The organism is Methylocystis rosea SV97 (assembly GCF_000372845.1).
Classification (GTDB): Bacteria; Pseudomonadota; Alphaproteobacteria; order Rhizobiales; family Beijerinckiaceae; genus Methylocystis; species Methylocystis rosea.
This window is the reverse complement of the sequence record NZ_KB889963.1, coordinates 2,364,110-2,381,228: the sequence shown is the minus strand read 5'-3', so window position 1 is coordinate 2,381,228 and position 17,119 is coordinate 2,364,110. Positions and strand designations below refer to the sequence as shown.

At 64.2% G+C, this 17,119-nt stretch carries 14 protein-coding genes; 4 read left to right on the top strand and 10 right to left on the bottom strand.

Annotated features, from left to right (window positions below):
• Positions 1–20: 20 nt before the first annotated feature.
• The 4 genes from A3OO_RS0112525 to A3OO_RS21625 form a co-directional block, all read right to left on the bottom strand.
• Positions 21–923, bottom strand: coding sequence for an outer membrane beta-barrel protein (locus tag A3OO_RS0112525; RefSeq protein WP_018408184.1), 903 nt, complete (start codon positions 921–923; stop codon positions 21–23).
• Positions 924–1,244: 321 nt separating this feature from the next.
• Positions 1,245–2,018, bottom strand: coding sequence for a CDP-alcohol phosphatidyltransferase family protein (locus tag A3OO_RS21630; protein ID WP_198008804.1), 774 nt, complete (start codon positions 2,016–2,018; stop codon positions 1,245–1,247).
• Between the two features lie 242 nt (positions 2,019–2,260).
• The gene (locus A3OO_RS0112510; RefSeq protein ID WP_018408181.1) at positions 2,261–3,448 is read right to left on the bottom strand and encodes an acetate/propionate family kinase; all 1,188 of its coding nucleotides are present in this window, start codon (positions 3,446–3,448) and stop codon (positions 2,261–2,263) included.
• Positions 3,449–3,470: 22 nt separating this feature from the next.
• On the bottom strand, positions 3,471–8,942 hold the full coding sequence (locus A3OO_RS21625) for a GH36-type glycosyl hydrolase domain-containing protein (protein ID WP_040573428.1): 5,472 nt from the start codon (positions 8,940–8,942) through the stop codon (positions 3,471–3,473).
• Positions 8,943–9,160: 218 nt separating this feature from the next.
• On the opposite strand from A3OO_RS21625, the gene A3OO_RS0112500 reads away from it, so the two are divergent.
• Positions 9,161–9,898 carry a hypothetical protein gene (locus A3OO_RS0112500; protein ID WP_018408180.1) on the top strand — a complete coding sequence of 246 codons (738 nt, stop codon included), beginning with the start codon at positions 9,161–9,163 and terminating at the stop codon, positions 9,896–9,898.
• A gap of 3 nt (positions 9,899–9,901) precedes the next feature.
• Here the strand turns inward: A3OO_RS0112500 and A3OO_RS0112495 are convergent, their stop codons facing one another.
• On the bottom strand, positions 9,902–10,783 hold the full coding sequence (locus A3OO_RS0112495; RefSeq protein ID WP_018408179.1) for a metallophosphoesterase family protein: 882 nt from the start codon (positions 10,781–10,783) through the stop codon (positions 9,902–9,904).
• Between the two features lie 112 nt (positions 10,784–10,895).
• Here A3OO_RS0112495 and A3OO_RS0112490 point away from each other — a divergent pair, with 112 nt between their 5' ends.
• Complete coding sequence (locus A3OO_RS0112490) at positions 10,896–11,390, top strand: NUDIX domain-containing protein (RefSeq protein ID WP_026222936.1); 495 nt, start codon at positions 10,896–10,898, stop codon at positions 11,388–11,390.
• Here the strand turns inward: A3OO_RS0112490 and A3OO_RS0112485 are convergent.
• Positions 11,376–11,951, bottom strand: a complete 576-nt coding sequence (locus A3OO_RS0112485; protein WP_018408176.1) for a GNAT family N-acetyltransferase — start codon at positions 11,949–11,951, stop codon at positions 11,376–11,378. The two genes, A3OO_RS0112490 and A3OO_RS0112485, sit on opposite strands and share 15 nt — an antisense overlap.
• 109 nt (positions 11,952–12,060) lie before the next feature.
• Here A3OO_RS0112485 and A3OO_RS0112480 point away from each other — a divergent pair, with 109 nt between their 5' ends.
• Together A3OO_RS0112480 and zapE are read left to right on the top strand one after the other, a co-directional pair.
• Positions 12,061–12,558 carry a GNAT family N-acetyltransferase gene (locus A3OO_RS0112480; RefSeq protein ID WP_018408175.1) on the top strand — a complete coding sequence of 166 codons (498 nt, stop codon included), beginning with the start codon at positions 12,061–12,063 and terminating at the stop codon, positions 12,556–12,558.
• On the top strand, positions 12,555–13,706 hold the full coding sequence (zapE, locus tag A3OO_RS0112475; RefSeq protein ID WP_018408174.1) for a cell division protein ZapE: 1,152 nt from the start codon (positions 12,555–12,557) through the stop codon (positions 13,704–13,706). Before A3OO_RS0112480 ends, zapE begins: the two co-directional genes overlap by 4 nt.
• On the opposite strand, the gene A3OO_RS0112470 is transcribed toward zapE, so the two are convergent.
• From A3OO_RS0112470 to surE, 4 genes are all read right to left on the bottom strand, one after another.
• Positions 13,681–13,974 carry a hypothetical protein gene (locus A3OO_RS0112470; RefSeq protein WP_018408173.1) on the bottom strand — a complete coding sequence of 98 codons (294 nt, stop codon included), beginning with the start codon at positions 13,972–13,974 and terminating at the stop codon, positions 13,681–13,683. The two genes, zapE and A3OO_RS0112470, sit on opposite strands and share 26 nt — an antisense overlap.
• Before the next feature lie 159 nt (positions 13,975–14,133).
• Entirely contained in the window at positions 14,134–15,516 is a 1,383-nt protein-coding gene (locus A3OO_RS0112465) for a peptidoglycan DD-metalloendopeptidase family protein (protein WP_018408172.1), read from the bottom strand.
• Between the two features lie 114 nt (positions 15,517–15,630).
• On the bottom strand, positions 15,631–16,320 hold the full coding sequence (locus A3OO_RS0112460) for a protein-L-isoaspartate O-methyltransferase family protein (RefSeq protein WP_018408171.1): 690 nt from the start codon (positions 16,318–16,320) through the stop codon (positions 15,631–15,633).
• Positions 16,317–17,090 (bottom strand): 5'/3'-nucleotidase SurE, encoded by a 774-nt coding sequence (gene surE / locus A3OO_RS0112455; RefSeq protein ID WP_018408170.1) that lies wholly within the window; start codon positions 17,088–17,090, stop codon positions 16,317–16,319. The genes A3OO_RS0112460 and surE overlap by 4 nt, the downstream gene beginning before the upstream one ends.
• Positions 17,091–17,119 lie beyond the last annotated feature (29 nt).

Genomic DNA, 17,119 nt, shown 5'->3' with positions numbered 1-17,119 from the left:
TGGCGTCCCCTTCGGGCGAATCAATATTTCGCGACGACGGGCGCGGCGCCCCAGTTGAAGTGATAGTTCAGGCCGACGCGGACGACATGACCGTCAAAGTGCGTGCGCGCTTGAGTGGCGTTGGCGAACAACAGGTTCGTGAGCTGCCAATCGGTGGTGATCGCGACGGGATAGGCGGCGGCGCCGAGATCGTAAAAGAGATATTCGATCTTGGCGCTCCATTGCGGCCAAAACATCCATTCCAGTCCGCCGCCCGCCGTCCAGCCGACCCGCGTCTGCGAAAATCGTCCCTGATTGGCGCCGAGCAACAAAAAGCCGGAGAAATCATTCGGCACGTGTTGGAAAAAACTCGTGGTCGACGTCGCCTGTCCGTAAGCCAGTCCCCCGGTCGCATAAGCGAGCAACGTCGGCGTTATGAGATAGCCAAGCCGACCGCGCACCGTGCCGAGAAAATCAAGCGACTTGTTGCTGGCGATGCTCGTCAGCAGGTTGAGTCCGGGCGCGGGCGTTGGCGCGAGCGTCACGACAGCGGCGGCGCCGTTCGAGCTGGCGACACCCTGGATGTCCGTTTCTATTCCAGCGAGAAACGCGCCGTTGAACTGCAAATCATAACCGAGTTGGCCGCCGCCGATGAAACCGGCGCCATTCGTCGAGACGCTGCCCGTTCCTGAGATGGCTGCAGCCGCCGCCCATGGGACATTGTCGGCGCCATTGATGAGAAAGGGCGCCGAAGCGAAGTTGGTCCCCGTGCTTGCGTTCCATGCGCCGCCCGCATTCAAACCGGCATGGAACCCGCTCCACATCGGCGGTGGAGGCGGAAGATAAGCCGGCGCCTTGAGGGAGGGCAAATCCGCGGCGAGCGCCGATCCCGTTGCGAACGCCAGCGCCAGAACAGCGCCTGTCAAAAATTTATGGGCCATCATTGTCCTCGCCGTGAAGAACTCCACAATGAGGGCAAATGAGCAAGGCGAGAGGCGTTTCGCAATTCGAACCTTTCGCTTCGACCGCGCGTTTACGCCGTTTCACGACGGATGTGCCTTTTCTGCAACAGCAATGCTTTGACGCCGCGCCTTCCCCCACGATGATCGCTCGTGCGACTCAAATATAAACTTGAACGCTTCCGTTGAACTGAAGAGCGAACGTAAAAACCCGGCGACGCCCGGCGCTGTGGGCGCGCCGTCTTCGCCGCATGCGGCGACAAGTCGGCGCAAACACAGTCGAGGTTTCCCGCGTCCGACTAAGCCCTAGCCGGCTGAAATCTTTTTGTCGGCGCGCGCCGTGGAGCGACGACGGACAGGCGCCAATTGCGAGACAAGCGAAATGGCCTGGCGTTCATCCAATGATTCGTCATCGCTATCGTCGCCGGCTCTATTCTCCTGGAGCCGAACCCGCCCCAAATCTCTGCGAACGATGAAGACGAATATCACAAAGGCGCAAATCGACAGAGCGGCGACGATGACGTCGAGCGCTGCGAATGATAGCACGCGTTGCGACGCGAGCTCATGTCCCATCAATGCCGCAGAGAGTGACCAGCCCATCACGAGCAGTCGAAGCCCCTTCGGCTCGAATCCGCCGCCTGGCTGCTTGCCGCCATGGATCACGACAAGCAGATATTTGTATGAGCTCAGCAACAGATAGAGAGAGAGGACGAGCAACGCCGAGGGAATGGTGAAATAAGGCGAGAAGCCAAGCGCCATGATGATCAGCGTTTGAGCGACGAGGTCCGCCGAGTTGTCGATGAAATATCCATAAAGCGGACGCGCGGCGCCACGACGTTCCGGAACAGCGCGCACCAGATTCTCGCTAAGCCAATTGAGGGTCAGCCCCAGCGCGACCACCGCGAGGAACCAGTTCGACCACCGACTGGCGATAAACCCAATGGCGACAAGGACGGCGCCGACAAGTCCAGCGTACGTCAGGTGATCAGGCGATATGGCGTCCGGAATATGCCGCGCGACGAAGGCTGTAAGACCCCCACCATCAGACGACTGGCGTTCGTTATCCCTGAGGATGGGCACTACGACCTCGGTCAATGCGCCAATCAGATATGGCGGCGAATTTACGATTGATTGGTTCCGCGCCGCAGCGGCACAATCACGCTATGTATCGGCAATAATTATAAATATTTTGGACGGTTGCGCCCGGCGGGTCAATCGCTTTTGTTGGCTGTCCCCGCTCGACTGTTGTCAGATTCTGATTTGAATTGGCCGAGCGATTCCATTTGCTCTTGCCGCGGCGGCCGCCGCGCACCGAGCCGCAATCACCTCGCCACAGCCGTCAGTCCTGCCGTTTCAATCGTGTGGCGCGCAATCATCGATTCCTCGTCAGTCGGCGTCACGAACACAGGGATGCGCGACTGGGGCGCCGAAATGACAATGTCATTGCGCGCATTGGCCGCCGCGTCGAGCGTCAGCCCTAGCCAGCCGAGGCCTTCGACCACGCCGCCGCGCACGCGCGGCGAATGCTCTCCAATTCCGGCGGTAAACACCAGCGCGTCGAATCCGCCGAGCGCCGCCGCGAGCGCCGCGATCTCCATTTTGATGCGATGAATAAAATAGGCGATCGCCGCTTGGGCGCGGGGTTCGTCTGACGCCTCGAGCGTACGCATGTCATGCGACACGCCGGAAAGGCCGAGCAGGCCCGAGCGTTCATAAAGGAGATGCGACAGCTCCTCGGGAGTCATGCCCTCGCTCCGGAGCAGATAAAGCAGCAGTCCGGGATCGATCTGGCCGCAGCGGGTGCCCATGGGCAAGCCTTCCAGCGCTGAGAAGCCCATGCTGGCCGCGATTGAACGCCCGCCTTTCATCGCGCAAAGCGATGCGCCATTGCCAAGATGCGCGACGATGACGCCGCCTTCGGCGTGAATCGGATCAATCATGCGCAGGCGCCGGGAAATATATTCGTAGGACAACCCGTGGAAGCCGAAACGGCGCAGGCCGCGCTCGTAGTAGGAATAGGGAAGCGCATAGGCGTCATCGACGAAAGCATGTCCACGATGGAAAGCCGTATCGAAACACGCAACCTGCGGCACATGCGGAAAGGCTTCCTTGGCGCCTTCGATTCCGGCAAGATTATGCGGCTGGTGCAGCGGCGCGAGCGGAATGAGTTGGCGCAACTCCGCGAGCACTTCCGCATCGACAATGACCGGCGCGGCGAAGCGTAGCCCGCCATGCACGACTCGGTGCCCGATCGCGCTTACGGCCGCCGCCGGGTAAGCGTCTTCGATCCATTCGAAGATCGCTGCAATCGCCTGCCTGTGCGTGAGTTTGGCGGCGAGCGGCCTGTCGCTTATCTCTCCATCGACAATGGCGGCGCGAAAACGCGGCTTCGCGCCGAGCCCTTCGACCGCGCCAGAAACGATCAGCCGCGGCCAGTCGGCGTCCGCCGCAAACAGGGCGAATTTCACCGAAGACGACCCGGCGTTAAGCGTGACGACGCGATCGGCCATATCCACTCACGCCTCCAGGCCGCTACCAAACGCGGCGACGCTTCTCCGCTTCGAACGTCTTTCCAAGGTAGACGACGCGCTCCAGCCGCAGTTCGCCCTTGGGATGGAAGGCGTCCGGGCGCGGCTGCAACTCGCCGTTCTCGAATTCAAGGCCAAGCATCGCATATGCGGCCGACAACATGCGCGCCGCCGCGCCGGAGTACCAGCTCCACCCGCCTCGCCCTTCATAGCCCTCGCCATTATAGACGTCTGCCGGCTGCTGATGCGGCGGCAGCCCGTAAATGTCGGCGGCGGCCGGCGTCGTGAGCTTGGAGATCGGCGAGATCGCGATCCATGTCTCAAAGGCCTGGCGAAACAGTTCGTCGGCGGCGCGCGAGTCGCCGTCCTGTTGCGCCTGCGCGGCGAGCTTCGCCAGCGCGTCGACGAACCAGGACACGCCATGCGAATATTGGCCGCCGTTCTCCCGCACGCCCGGCGGATATTCGGCGCTGCGCCCGGGATAGGGCTGCGAGTGTTCGTCGAAAGGCGGATGGACGAGCAGCACGCGATCGCCGAGACCGAGAACGGCCAAGGCGTTCTCGATCGCCTCGCGTCCACGCGCAGCGTCAACGGCGCGCGCCAGAGTCGGCCATGAGGACGTCATCGCGCTCATCGGCGCGACTTCCTGGCCATTATCAGCATAGGCGCGGATGTAGCGATCGCCGCGCCAGCAGTTCTCAAGCGCGGTCCGAAGCTTCGCGGCGCGTTCGCGATAGCGCTCGGCGCGGTCGGCGTCGCCCTTCGCCTCGAACAGCGGCGCGATGTCGAGGAGGATGCCGTGCAGGAAGAAGCCAAGCCAAACGCTCTCGCCGCGGCCTTCGTCGCCGACGAGATTCATGCCGTCGTCCCAGTCGCCAGATCCCATCAGCGGCAGGCCATGGGCGCCGAAACGCTCGAGCGTCCAGTCGATGCCGCGCGCGCAGTGGCCGAGCAGCGTATCCTTGTCGCGCGACGTCAGCGGCACGGTGGCTTCGCCCTCCTGATCCTTAGGGACGGGACTTGCCTCGAGGAAGGTCTCGACTTCGTCGAGGATGGCGTAGTCTCCACTCCCGCGGACATAGCGAACCGTCACATACGGCAACCACAAGTGCGGATCCGACGCATGCGTGCGGTCCGCGAGGCCCGTGCCGCCGTTGGGCGCGCGATGCCACCATTTGCAGGCGTCGCCCTCGATATATTGATGCGCTGCGTGCAGCAGAATTTGAGCCCGGGCGCGCTCGGGCGCGAGATGGATGAGGGGGATGACGTCCTGCAGCTGGTCGCGATAGCCCGTGGCGCCGGAACGCTGTGAAGGACCTGTGCGTCCCCACAGGCGCGCGGCGAGCAACTGATAGGGCAGCCAGTCGTTGACGAGGCGGTCGAAGTCGGGGCGATTGGTCTTGATGCGCAACACGGACAATTGTTCGTCCCATGCGCGCGCATTCGCCTCGAGTTCGGCATAGGCGTGGTCGGGATCGCGCGCATAATCGGCGAGCCGCTTCGCGTCTTCGATCGTGGTCGTCTGTCCAAGCGCCACGACGACGACGGCTTCTTCTCCGGCAGGCACGTCGATCGCGCCGCTGAACGCGGCGACTTTCCGTTCATGCGCGGGCGCGCCAGCGTCCGGATGGCCGTGCTCGACCATATAAGGAAGGTAAGGATCGCGGCTCTCATGCCCCAGGAAGCGGCGACGCGACGTCTCGGCAAATTCCGCCGGTATCGATGTCGTCACAAAGGCCCAGCCCTGCACGAAATTATTGCGAGGATTGCGGAAGTAAATCGAATGCACATTTTCGTCGATGATCGATTCCAAAACGCCGAGACTTTCGTTCGGCGTTTCCGCCAATACGATTTCCATTGACGGCGTGATCTGCAGCAGACGCTCATGGTCGGTCTTGTTGCGGATCTTCAGGATCTTGAACTCGATCGGTTGCGTCGGGCTGACGAATACAGTCATCTCGAGCTCAAGATGATCGCGCTCGGCGCGAAAAACCGCAGCGCCCGGCGAAAACGTCACCTGATATTCCGCGTCGCGACGGCGCAGCGGGACGAAGGTCGGACTATGCGCGTCGGTGCGGGCGAGATCATAGACGTAGATCCTCTGCCCGGCCGGCGCCATGCGGCCCTCGCCCATGCGAAACGGGGTGAAGCTGTTTAAGCGCGAATTGCCGTGGAAGGAAAAAATTTCGCCGTCATTCGTGAGCACTGCGCCCTGTCCGAAAGCGTTCGCGATGACGTGGCCGAAAGGACGCGGCGTGCCGGGCGCAAGCGTGACGCTTTTGCCGTCTTGAGAAAAGGCGTAGCGCGGCTTCTTGGGCGCGGGCGGCAAAATGAGCCCGCGGCGGCGCGACAACGCCTTATTCAGCGTCTCAGGCGCAACGGGGGCGATCCCCAGATGCCGTGCAATAGAATCCGTCGCGCGTCCCATGTCGCGCGCCCAGCCGTCGACCATGATCAGTTCCGTCGCGCCGGCGGCCGCGAGTTCGACTTCGACGCGCAGACTGGCGCAGGGCTCGAAGCCATAGAGCAGACCTTCGTCCTTCGGATCACGGGGCGCCGCCAATCCAAGCAGGCTGTCCGGCGCATAGGTCGATCCCATTCCATAGAAACGCGACTTCACATCCTCATAGCCGACGACGGAGATCTTCGCGTCGGCGCTGGCGCCGATGGCGTGAAAGCCGATCTCCGGGGACAGCCGGCGATCGGATTGGCGCCGCGCCCCGCCCTTGAGCAAACGGTTCTGGGCGAAAATCGCGTTCAGCGATCGAACGTACCAAGTGCCGATGTGAATCGCGTTATACGCGGCGTCGCGAAGCTCGACGCCGGTCTCGTTCAGCACCCACTCACGCAGCGACGCCAGCATCAATTTACGATGACGCTGCTCGAGATTGACGATCTTGAGATGCGTGATCTCGACCGCTTCGTCGGCGGCGAGCGAAACGCGCGCTTCGATCGCGAATCCGTTGCGCTCCGCCATGAAGAACAGGCAGTTCTCGCCGGCGTCGGTGAGCGACGCTTGAGTGGCTCTGCAGCGCGTCGGCGCCTCGCCGATCGACCATAGCTCGCCGCCGTCTTCACGCAAAAAAAGGAAACGTCCGCGCGGGTGGGCGTGATCGTCCGGGCGTCGCGTCAAATCGATCGGAGGGCCGCCGCGCGCCACGCCTTCAATGCGCATGGCCCCCTGCCCGTCCTGAAACCATTCGCTGATCATCAGCCCGTTGGTCAGTTTCAGCGGCCGCGAGCCCGGCACGCCGCCAGCGCCGGTAATGCCTTCAATCGTCACTTTCTGCGCGCGCGCAAGCCGTCCGAGAAGGAAGAGGACAAGGCCGAAGGCGACAATGCCGGCGTAGATCAGATATCCGCTGACAAGATAGGCATAGGATGGCGGCCGCGTCTGCGACATCTGCTCGGCGGCGCTCCACGCCTTGTCCCATTCGGCGCCGCGCGGGATATAGAAGGGCAACAGCAGCGGCGCCCAGGTGCCAAAGCGGCGGATGCCTTCGGGGATCGCGCGGCTTGTTTGCGCCTTTCCAAGGAAGCGCGCGGCTTTCTCATCGGCGACGTCGCCGCCGACGAAGGACAGATTGACGAGCGTCGCGACGCGCAGGCCCATGTGGTCGAACCAGATCAGCACCCGCAGGGCGTCATAGGCGAGAAGCGCCGTGAAAATGTCGAGGCTCCAGGCGCGAAAATCGGAGTCCGGCAGGATGTAGCTCATCCAGCTCGCGACGCCGGTGCGGATGAGTCCGTCCTGATTGTACCAGGCGGGGTCGGGCGACGCTTTCAGGAAGGAATAGATCACCGGCGCCATCCACAGGCCCCAGCGCAAAACGCGCACGGCGTTTTCGATGAGCATGTCGAGGCCCTGCCAGCTCGCGAGTTGGCGAAGCGGCTGCAGGCTGCGCTGAACGAGCGCTGTAAGGAAGAAAAGATTGATCGAAAAGAGCGGCGCGGCGAACACCCATTGGATGACGCCCGAGAGCGACTCGTCGAACAGCAGCCTCACGCCGCCGTCGACCCTGCCGAGATCCGTCGCGCCCCACTTCGAGAAGAGCGGTCGAATGACATATTCGGTGATGGGACGTCCGTCCGCGCCGTAGTCGAGCGACGTGTAGGCGAAGAATTTCGCCGTGATGTTCTCGACCTGCCCCGCGTCGAGATACCAGGCGACCGCGCCGGCGACGAGCGCGCCGAGAAGCGCGCCCAGCGAATAGACGCGCCAACTGCGCAGATGCTGCCGGCGCCCTTGCGTCAGCGCCGCGAAATCAAACGCCGCATCGACGCCGGCATAGGCGAGCGCTCCCGCGGCCGCGCCGAACAGAAACCGCCCGCTCCCACTCGCCTCGGGAAGCCCAATCATCAGGGCTAATCCGATGGCCGCGCCGGCGACCGCGCCGCGAAAATAGTTGGACGGATGCAGATAGAGTTCTTCGACGCGCGCAAAGAAGGGCGGAGTCGAATCGGTGCTCTCCACGATCGCGCGCGCGAGCGGAAAAAGCGCGGCGCCAATCAGCGCGCCGCCGATCGGGCCGGAGGCTGAAACGACGGCGACGGCGGGCGCAAAAGACACGACCAGTCCAACCGCGAGCAGCAGCGCCATGAACACAAAGCCATAGACGGCGCCCTTTTCGGCGCCGGTCCGCCAGTCATGGAACACCACGACCTGCAGCGACGGCGTCGCGCGCAAAAGACCAGCCATCGCCTGGGTCACGAGATAGGTTTGGCCCCATAATCCCGCTTGCGCGAGCGCCGCCGCCACCGTCGCGACCAGCGCCGTCACCGGATAGGGCAAATAAGGCGCGACGAAATACGAGACCGACGTCGCGATGTAGGGCGTCAGCGAAGCGACGAAGGCCGAGGCGAGCAGAATGCTATGCGGACGCCATTGTCGGGGCAGAAAACGACCGAGCGCGAGGGGGATGCCGACGACAATCGATTCGTTGAGCAGAAACAGGATCAGCGTATGCCCGACGATTTTTCTGAAGGCCTCCGGAACGTCGAGGCCAAGGAGCAGCGCGCCGCCGATCTGGGCGACGGGCGGCGAGCCGAGCGCGATCAACAGGCTGAACTGCAGCGGCAAAACGAAAAGGGCCGCGCGGACCGCCATGCGCGAACGCGCTCTCAGCGTGACGACCCCGGCGAGATAGAGAATGGTGGCGGTCGCCGCGCCGACCGGCGAGAGCCGGAACAGTTCGGCGAAAGTTTCCGGCGATCGCCACAACAGGCCTGCGCGGTCGCACAGCAGCGTAAATGTCGCGACAGCGAGGAAATCGACGGCGAAATCGGCCGCCTGGCGCGCGCTTTCCGAGGAGCGGCGCAGCACGAAAATCGTCGCGCCGGCGAAAAACCCGGCCACGATCGCATGCTCGCCGCCGCCAGCCGCCTCCAGCGCCGCAAAGACCGCAAAGCCCATGCCGATCAAAATGCGCTCGAACAATGCGCTGTTGACGTCCGATTCGCCGCGATTGACGGCCATGGATTCCCTCCGCGCCTTTTGTTGAATCCGGCGATTTTTAACGTTAATGGCCGGAATCAGCGGCGATCGTATGGAATCCCTTGCCGGAGCCGGGGGAAAAAGTCGACTCCCCGCTTCCCTTCGTCGCGCTTGCGCTTCGCAGCGCCGCCGAGAGCCGCTATAGTCCACAACGCTTTAATGCCCCGGCCGCGCAGCGAGGGCCTCAGCGAGTGGACGACATGGAAGAGCCCCTGCCCGCGCCGCCAGCCGACACTCGCGTCGCAGACCAACCGCACGCGTCCGCCGCCACGCCCGCCGAGCGTCTATCGCTTCTCGTCGAGCGCGAGCGCGTCGCCCGCAAAGGCCCGGCGGGTTCGCTTGACGAGCGTATGGCCAGTCTGTCCGGCGCGCTGCGCCGCGCGCGCCTCGAGAACGCGGAGCGCTCCGCCGCCATTTCCGATTTACGCGCCGCGGAAATCGCCCGGCTGGAAATGCTCGGCGAGGCTCTGTCGCCGGTTTTGGCGCAGTTGCCGCGCGATTGCGATATTTTCGACGTTGGCGTGGCGCCGGCGGAGCGGCCGCGCCTGTTCATCGACCAGATCGGCTTCGTCGAGATGGATCGCGACAGGCGGACCTATCGCTTTCTCCAGGATACGCGTCACGGCCGGGTGACGCTTCGCGAAAGCGACAGCATCGACGACCTTGTCGAAGCGATCACCAGCTACATCGCGCATCGCCTGATCGAGCGTGAAAAGGCGCTGGCGGTCGATTATGCGAGCGGCGGCGCGGCGCAGGCGCTTGGCGTGAAGATCGCCGCAGCGCGCGAGAGGGCGAACGCGCGCGAAAACGACAAATCTCTCACCGGAAAAACGACTCGCGCAGCCGCGTTCATCGCCGAGTTTTTTGGCGCGGCCGCTTTCTTCGCATTCTTGGCGGTCCTGGCGGCATGGATCTATCGCGCCTATTTCGCAGGCTAAACTTCATAGCTGAACGGACTCGAGCTCAACGACCTCGCCAGCGTCGTTCAGTCCACGCCTGCGCAGCGAAATCCTGACGCCGTCAGCTTCGCGCTCGATCTGGTAAAGATTGTAGGCGGCGCCTGGATAATGGCCGCCGGGCCGCGCCGAAGCCGAGGCGACGCCGACGACAGGCGTCCCGGCGCCCGGCCCTGACAGACGATGCAGACTGGGCTTGTGATTGTGCCCGTGCAGAACGAGTTCAGCGCCATGACGCGCGATGACGCTTTCGAATGCCGCCGCGTCTTCGAGCCCGCGCAGCCGCTTGGCGCCGCCGACATGTGGCGGGTGATGAAGGCAAACGACGCGCGCAAGCCCCTCCGCCTTGGCGCGTTCCAGCAGATCCGCGAGCGCCGCCAGCTGAGTCACCCCCAGCCGCCCGGAAGCGACGAATGGCGCCGTCGGCACGCCGGTGTCGAGACCGATCAGCGCGACGCCGCCGCGCCGGCGCAAATAGGGAAAGCCCGCGACTTCGCTCTCGCTGCTCGTCCAAGGCGCGAAAACTTCGCGAACGAGATCGGTCACGCTCGCCACATAGGCGTCGTGATTTCCGGGCGTGAAGCTCACGTCGCCGGAGGCGCCGAGAGAGGCGAGCCAGTCTTTGGCGAGCGCGATTTCGCCGGGAAGTCCGATGTTGACGATGTCGCCGGTCATGACGACATGATCGGGCGCCTGCGCCTTAATATCTGCGACGATCTTGGCGAGCACGCCCATATCGTGCTGATCGCCGCGCTTATACAGCCAATTCACATAGCCCGTGACGCGCTTGCCAAGGAGCTCCGCGAGATTAGGCCGAGGAATTGGGCCGATATGCGCGTCGGAAAGATGGGCAAGCCGGAAGTTCAAGAATCCTCGCTAACTGCCTGTTGCGCGCGCGGCGCTTTCCTCATCGGATGCGTCAGCGACACTAGAGCTTTCGGGCGTCATTTGCCATAGTTTCGGGCGATCGGAGGCGGTTTTGACGAAGCCTGAAGAAGGACGCTCGGCGCCATCGAGGCGCACGCGCTTTGCGTCGCGACTCATCGCTTTTGGCGCACGCTTTCAGCGTCCCATGACCCTGGGCGTGCGCGGCCTCGTCGTTGATGAAAGAAACCGCGTGCTGCTTGTCCGGCATACTTATGTGGAGGGCTTTTACTTGCCGGGCGGCGGCGTCGAAAGCGGCGAAACGCTTGTGGAGGCGCTTGAGCGGGAGCTGAGCGAGGAGGCGAATGTCCTGCTCGATGCGCCGCCTGAACTGTTCGGCATGTATTTCAATCGGCGGTTCTCGATGCGAGACCATGTCGCGCTTTACGTCGTGCGCGCGTTCCGCCTCACGCAGCCGCGCGCCCCTGATCGCGAGATCGCCGAGGCCGGTTTTTTCGCGCTCGACGCTCTGCCAGCGGATACGACCGCAGGGACGCGGGCGCGGCTGTCCGAGGCGCTCGAGAACACGCCTGTCTCACCTTATTGGTGAACGCGTGATGGAGCCGGCTCCGGCGCTCAAGGCGTGCAGATCGCGCCATCCATAAGCGATGTCGGGGAGGACGACGCCCTCAATCTCCCACACGCCCTCGACGCCGACGGGCTCCGCGCCTAGCGCTTCATAAAAGCCGCGGGCCTTCTGCGAGTCGCGCAAAACCCAAACGGCGGCGCTCGCACAGCCGGCGGAAATCAGATGCTCTGCGATCCGCTCCACCAGGCGCCTGCCCAGTCCCCGGCGCTGGCTCCGCTGCAGCAGGTAAATCGACGCAATCTCGCCCTCGAAGCCAAGCGGAACGAGCTTTGGATTGGACAGGCGACTGCAGCGGGCAAACCCCACCGGCCTCTCGCCCTCGCAGGCGATGAACACGGCCTGAGCGCCTTCGCTCGAGCCGATCCGCTCCCGCCAGCGCCGCGTCCAATCGTCGAGATTGATCGACGCCAGCGCCTCCGCGCGCATTACCCCGAGGTAGGTCTCCCGCCAGGCCTTGGCGTGAATTTCGGCGATGGATCGGGCGTCCTCGATGCTTGCCGAGCGCAAGCGATACTCCGCCATTGGCCTCTCTCCGCCCATAGCGTCGCATGACGGCATGTCGCGGCGCAACGAGAGGTTTTGCCGCGCAGACGGCGCGTGATATGGCCTGCGCCCAGGGTCAAGCCGCCACATGATCGATCTCGCCGTAAAATTTGCGCCGCTGACGGCCGCAGACGACGCGCATATTGAAAAGCTCGACGAACGCGCGTTCGGTCCGGGCAGGTATGCACGTACGGCCTATCGCCTGCGCGAAGGCGTCGAGCCGGACCGTTCGCTGTCCTTTGTCGCGCGGATCGGGACGCTGCTTGTCGGCGCGAACCGCATGACGCCCATCCTCGTCGGGTCAACGCCAGCGCTTTTGCTTGGTCCGTTGACTGTCGAGCCGGCGTTTCGTCAGCAGCGCGTCGGCGAGACGCTGGTTAAATATTCGCTGGACGCCGCGCGCGGCGCCGGACATGGGCTCGTCCTGCTCGTCGGCGACGAGGACTATTATGCGCGGCTGGGATTCGCGCCTGTGCCGCGGGGCAAAATCACGATGCCCGGTCCCGTGGACCCGGAGCGCCTGCTCTATTGCGAACTCCGCCCTGGCGCGCTCGCTGAGGCGAGCGGCAGGATGCGGCGCGCATGACGTCGCGCGCGCAGACCATCATCGAGAAATATGACGCGCTCGTCGCGCAAGGCGCGCTGGAACGCGACGCGTCGCAGCGCGCAGCGATTGAGAGGCTGCAAGCGCTCGCCGACGCTCTCGCGGGCCGCAGGCCGAAAAGCGCCAGTGTGACGCAAGCGCTCCTCGCGACCCTTCGCCCTCGAGCGCGGCCGGCGCGCGGCCTCTACCTCTGGGGATCGGTCGGGCGCGGCAAAACCTTTTTGATGAACCTGTTCTTCGGCGCGCTTCCGGTCGAAAAGAAGCGGCGCGCGCATTTTCACGCCTTCATGGCGGATGTGCACGATCGGCTGCATCGGCTGCGTCAGAAGCCCCATAATAAGGACGCCGATCCGGTGAGCTGCGTAGCGCAGCAAATCGCGCAGGAAACCCGTGTGCTATGCTTCGATGAGTTCGCCGTGCACGATATCGCGGACGCCTCAATCGTCGCACGGCTTTTTTCGTCGCTGCTCGAGTCGGGCGTCGTCATTGTCGCGACGTCCAACGTCGAGCCTTCGCGGCTCTACGAAGGCGGCCGCAATCGCGATCTGTTCCTGCCCTTTATCGCCATGTTGCAGGAGCGAATGGACATCCTGCGTCTCGAAGCGCCGAATGATTATCGGCAGCGGCGCGAAGATCTCGGGCAGGTCTATTTCACGCCCGCCGACTCTTGCGCGAGATCGGCGATTGACGCGCTCTATGCGACGCTCGCAGGCGGCGCGGCGGAAACGCCCGCGACAATTGAGGTCAAGCGACGCCGCATCGAGATCCCGCAGACGGCGGGCCGCATCGCGCGTCTGAGCTTCGCGGCGCTCTGCGGCCAACCATTGTCGGCGGCGGACTATATGGCGATCGCGGAGAGGTTCGACGCAGTGATCGTCGAAGACGTTCCAACAATGGCGCCTGAACAGCGGAATGAAGCGCGCCGCTTCATCACGCTGATCGATGTCCTTTACGAGGCGCGCGTCCTCCTGGTCGTTTCCGCTGCGGCGGAGCCTTCCGAACTTTACCGCGTGGGCTTTGGCGCCGAGGCGCGTGAATTCGAGCGCGCGGCCTCTCGACTGATGGAAATGCGGGGCAAAGATTACATCGACGCCCGCGCGGCGCTCATGGCTTCGACATGCAGTCCTTGATGTCGCTCGCGCGCTTCATCAACTCGAAGCGATCGGCGCAATAGCGTTCGAGATCCGACCGTTTCGCGGGATCGGTCGCCGCGGAGCGAATGCCGACCGCGCCATCGAGCAGCTCTTTTTGCGCATCATGGACCTGAGAAGGCGGCAGTTGTCCCGAGCAGGCCTCATAGCGCTTGAGCAGCGCGTCACACTGCGGGACGCCGGTCGGATCAACCGCGAAAGCCGGCGTGGCGGCAAGCAGGAAAACGAAAGCGAGACGATGCTTCACTGGCGCGGGATCCTCCGGTTATGACCCGCGCCATATAGCATTTTGGTCGGCCGTGAGACATCAAAAGACGAGAGCGGCGGGCCTTTCTTTGGACCCGCCGCCCCGAAGTCTCCAGCGCCTTCGTGTCTCGCGGACGCCGGAGCGTTCCTTGCGCCTTGGCTACAGCCCCGCCAGATAGCGCGTAGGATCGACGGGCGTCGAACCCTTGCGCAGTTCGAAGTGAAGCTGCGGCGACCCGACATTGCCCGATTGGCCGGATTTGGCGATCGTCTGACCGCGCTTGACCTGATCGCCGCGCTTGACGTCGAGTTCGCCATTGTGGGCGTAGGCCGAAACGTAGCCGTTGGGATGGCGAATGAGCACGAGATTGCCGTAGCCCTTGAGCTCACTGCCGGCGTAGGCGACGACGCCGCCTTCGGCCGCCTTGACCTGCGTACCCTCAGGCACCGCGATGTTGATCCCGTCGTTACCGCCCGACGTGAAGCCCTGAATGATGCGGCCGCGGGCAGGCCAGCGGAACTCGGGCCGACCTTCGTCGGACGCCACCGCTTTCGCGTCAGTCGCCGGGGGAATGGAGGCGGTCGCGGTCGTATCGACTTTGCGGGCGCTCGGCGTTTCCGCCGGCGTTTCAGCGACAACGGGCTTGCTACGAGCGTCGGCGATCTTGGGTTCAGCTTCCGGCGCTTCGGCAGAAGCCGGCCCACGCGCGATCCGCTCGGTTTTGACGGGGCGCCCCGGCGTTGCGGCGGCGATGCGCGCCTCCGCTTTGACAAGCGTCTTCTCCGGCGCGGTCTTGGCGACGGTCTTCGTCTTCTCAGCCGGCTTGGCCTTCGCCGGTTCTACTTCGGTCTTGCGCACCGGCTTCGCCTGCTCCACCGGCTTGACGGCGGCCACAGGCTTCGCCAGCGCCGCGGACTTCGCGGCGACCGGCTTGATCTCGGCTGGGGCGGCGGCGGCAGCTTTGGCCGGAGCGGCGGGGACGCGCGCGGCCATGACCAGAGCGCCGCCGGCGCGATAGACCGGTATCACCAGACGAGAGCCCGGCTGAACCTGAGACGCGACGTTGAAGCCGTTAGCGCGCAGCAGCGCGTCGGTGGGCACGCCGTAGCGGGTGGAGAGCAATGCCGCCGTCTCGCCTTGGGCGACAACGACCGGGGTGCCGCCTTCGGCGCTCCAGTGGCCTGCGGCGCCGGCGGCTGCAATGCTCTTTGGCGACGACTGCGTCGCTGACGTAGCGGTTCGCGTAGTGGAAGCGCCGCCGCTTGGAGCAGCGGACGCGCTGGCGGCGGCGGGAGCCGGCAAGGGACGGGTTTCCACCGTCGATGACGGCGACCTCTGCGCAGGCGCGTCAGTGATCGCGCCAACAGGCGCCCGATCGACGCCAAGCGAGGCGGTCTTGGCCGAGCCTGAGAAGGGGTCGGCAAAGGGATCGGCTCCGAAGCGCGAGGCGTCCGAGCAGCCGGCGACAAGGGCGGCGACGCCAACGGCCGCCATGAACCGCACAGCGGCGCGGGAATAAGCAATATGATGCTTGGTAACCATGACGCGACCCACCCGAACGCAACATTGAACGGTCTTATGGGTAACAGCGCGCGGTTAAGGAGGCGTTTAAGATGAACGCAAAGCGTGCGCGACTGAAATTTTCAGCATGATGTTTTAGAGCGCCTGCGCCAGTCCTGGGATGGCCGGCCCTAAGCGACACGGGCCAAGATCGATCTCACGCAGCTCGCCGTCCTCATTGCGATCAAGCTTAATCAATCGTTCCTTCGCCCGCGCGCCGGCCTGCGCGTGCTCCCTTCGTGCGAAGAGCAACGCGCCGCCCGGCGTAAGCATCTGGATGAGCGCGGCAGGCGCGGCGCCGACCGAGGCCTGGACGATGATTCTATCGAAGCGTCCAAGCTCGCGAGGCGGATCGAGGCCGTCGGCGAAAATCGCCTTGGCGTTTGCCGCGCCGTGGGCCGTCAAGCGGCGCGAGGCTTCGATCGCGAGCGTCTCGAACCGCTCGAGGCTTATGACCTCGCTTGCGAGCTGCGCGAGCGCCGCCGCGCCATAGCCCGACCCCGCGCCCACTTCCAGCACCCGATGGCCGCGGCCGATCTTGAGCGCCTCGAGCCGTCTGGCAAGTTCGACCGGACGCGACATGGTCTGCCCGCAGCCGATCGGCAGCGAGAGATTGCGATTGGCGAGATCGCGAAAGCGGTAGGGCGCGAACGACTCCCGCGGGGTCGCCTCGATGGCGCGCAAGACCGAAAGATCGCGCAGCCCCGCCTGACGCAACGTCAGCAGCAGCGCCGCGCGCTCCTCGAATTGTTGGCTGGCCTGGCGCGCGCCGGCCTCCTCGGTCATTCCCTGCCCTCGAATGCCGCCGCGAGCCGCGTCACCGTCGGGTGATCGGTGAAATCGAGCTGCAGCGGGGTGATCGAGATTTTCTTTTCTTCGAGCGCCAGCAGGTCGGTGCCCTGCCCCGGCTTGAAGTCGCCGCGCTGGAAAGTGATCCAGTGATAAGGATTGCCGCGGCCGTCCTTGCGGTCCTCGATCCGCATGATGTCGCTGCTGCGCCTGCCCTGCATCGTGATCGCGACGCCCGCGACGTCCTGGGGCGCACAATGCGGAAAATTCACGTTCATCAACACGTTCTTCGGGATGCCCGCCGCGAGCAGGCGGCGCACGACCTCAACGCCATGCGTCGCCGCGCATTCCCAGTGGATCGTCCGGCGGTCTGCAAAAAAATCATAGACCTGGGAGAGCGCAATCGACGGAATGCCCAGAATCGTGCCCTCCATCGCCCCGGCGATGGTGCCGGAATAGGAGACGTCCTCGGCGACATTCTGGCCGCAGTTGACGCCGGAAATGAGAAGATCGGGCGGATGATCGAGCATCAGCTTGCGCAGGCCCATGATGACGCAATCGGTCGGCGTTCCCTTGAGCGCGAAGTGTCGCGGCGAAATCTCCCGCAATCGCAGCGGATCGTTGAGCGAGAGCGAATGCGAAACGCCCGATTGCTCGAATTCCGGCGCGATGACGAAAATATCGTCGGTGAATTCGCGCGCGATCGCCTCCGCGATGGCGAGGCCACGCGCGTGAATGCCGTCGTCATTGGTGATGAGAATGCGCATGCTTACAGCGGTTTCGCCTCGCCTGGCGG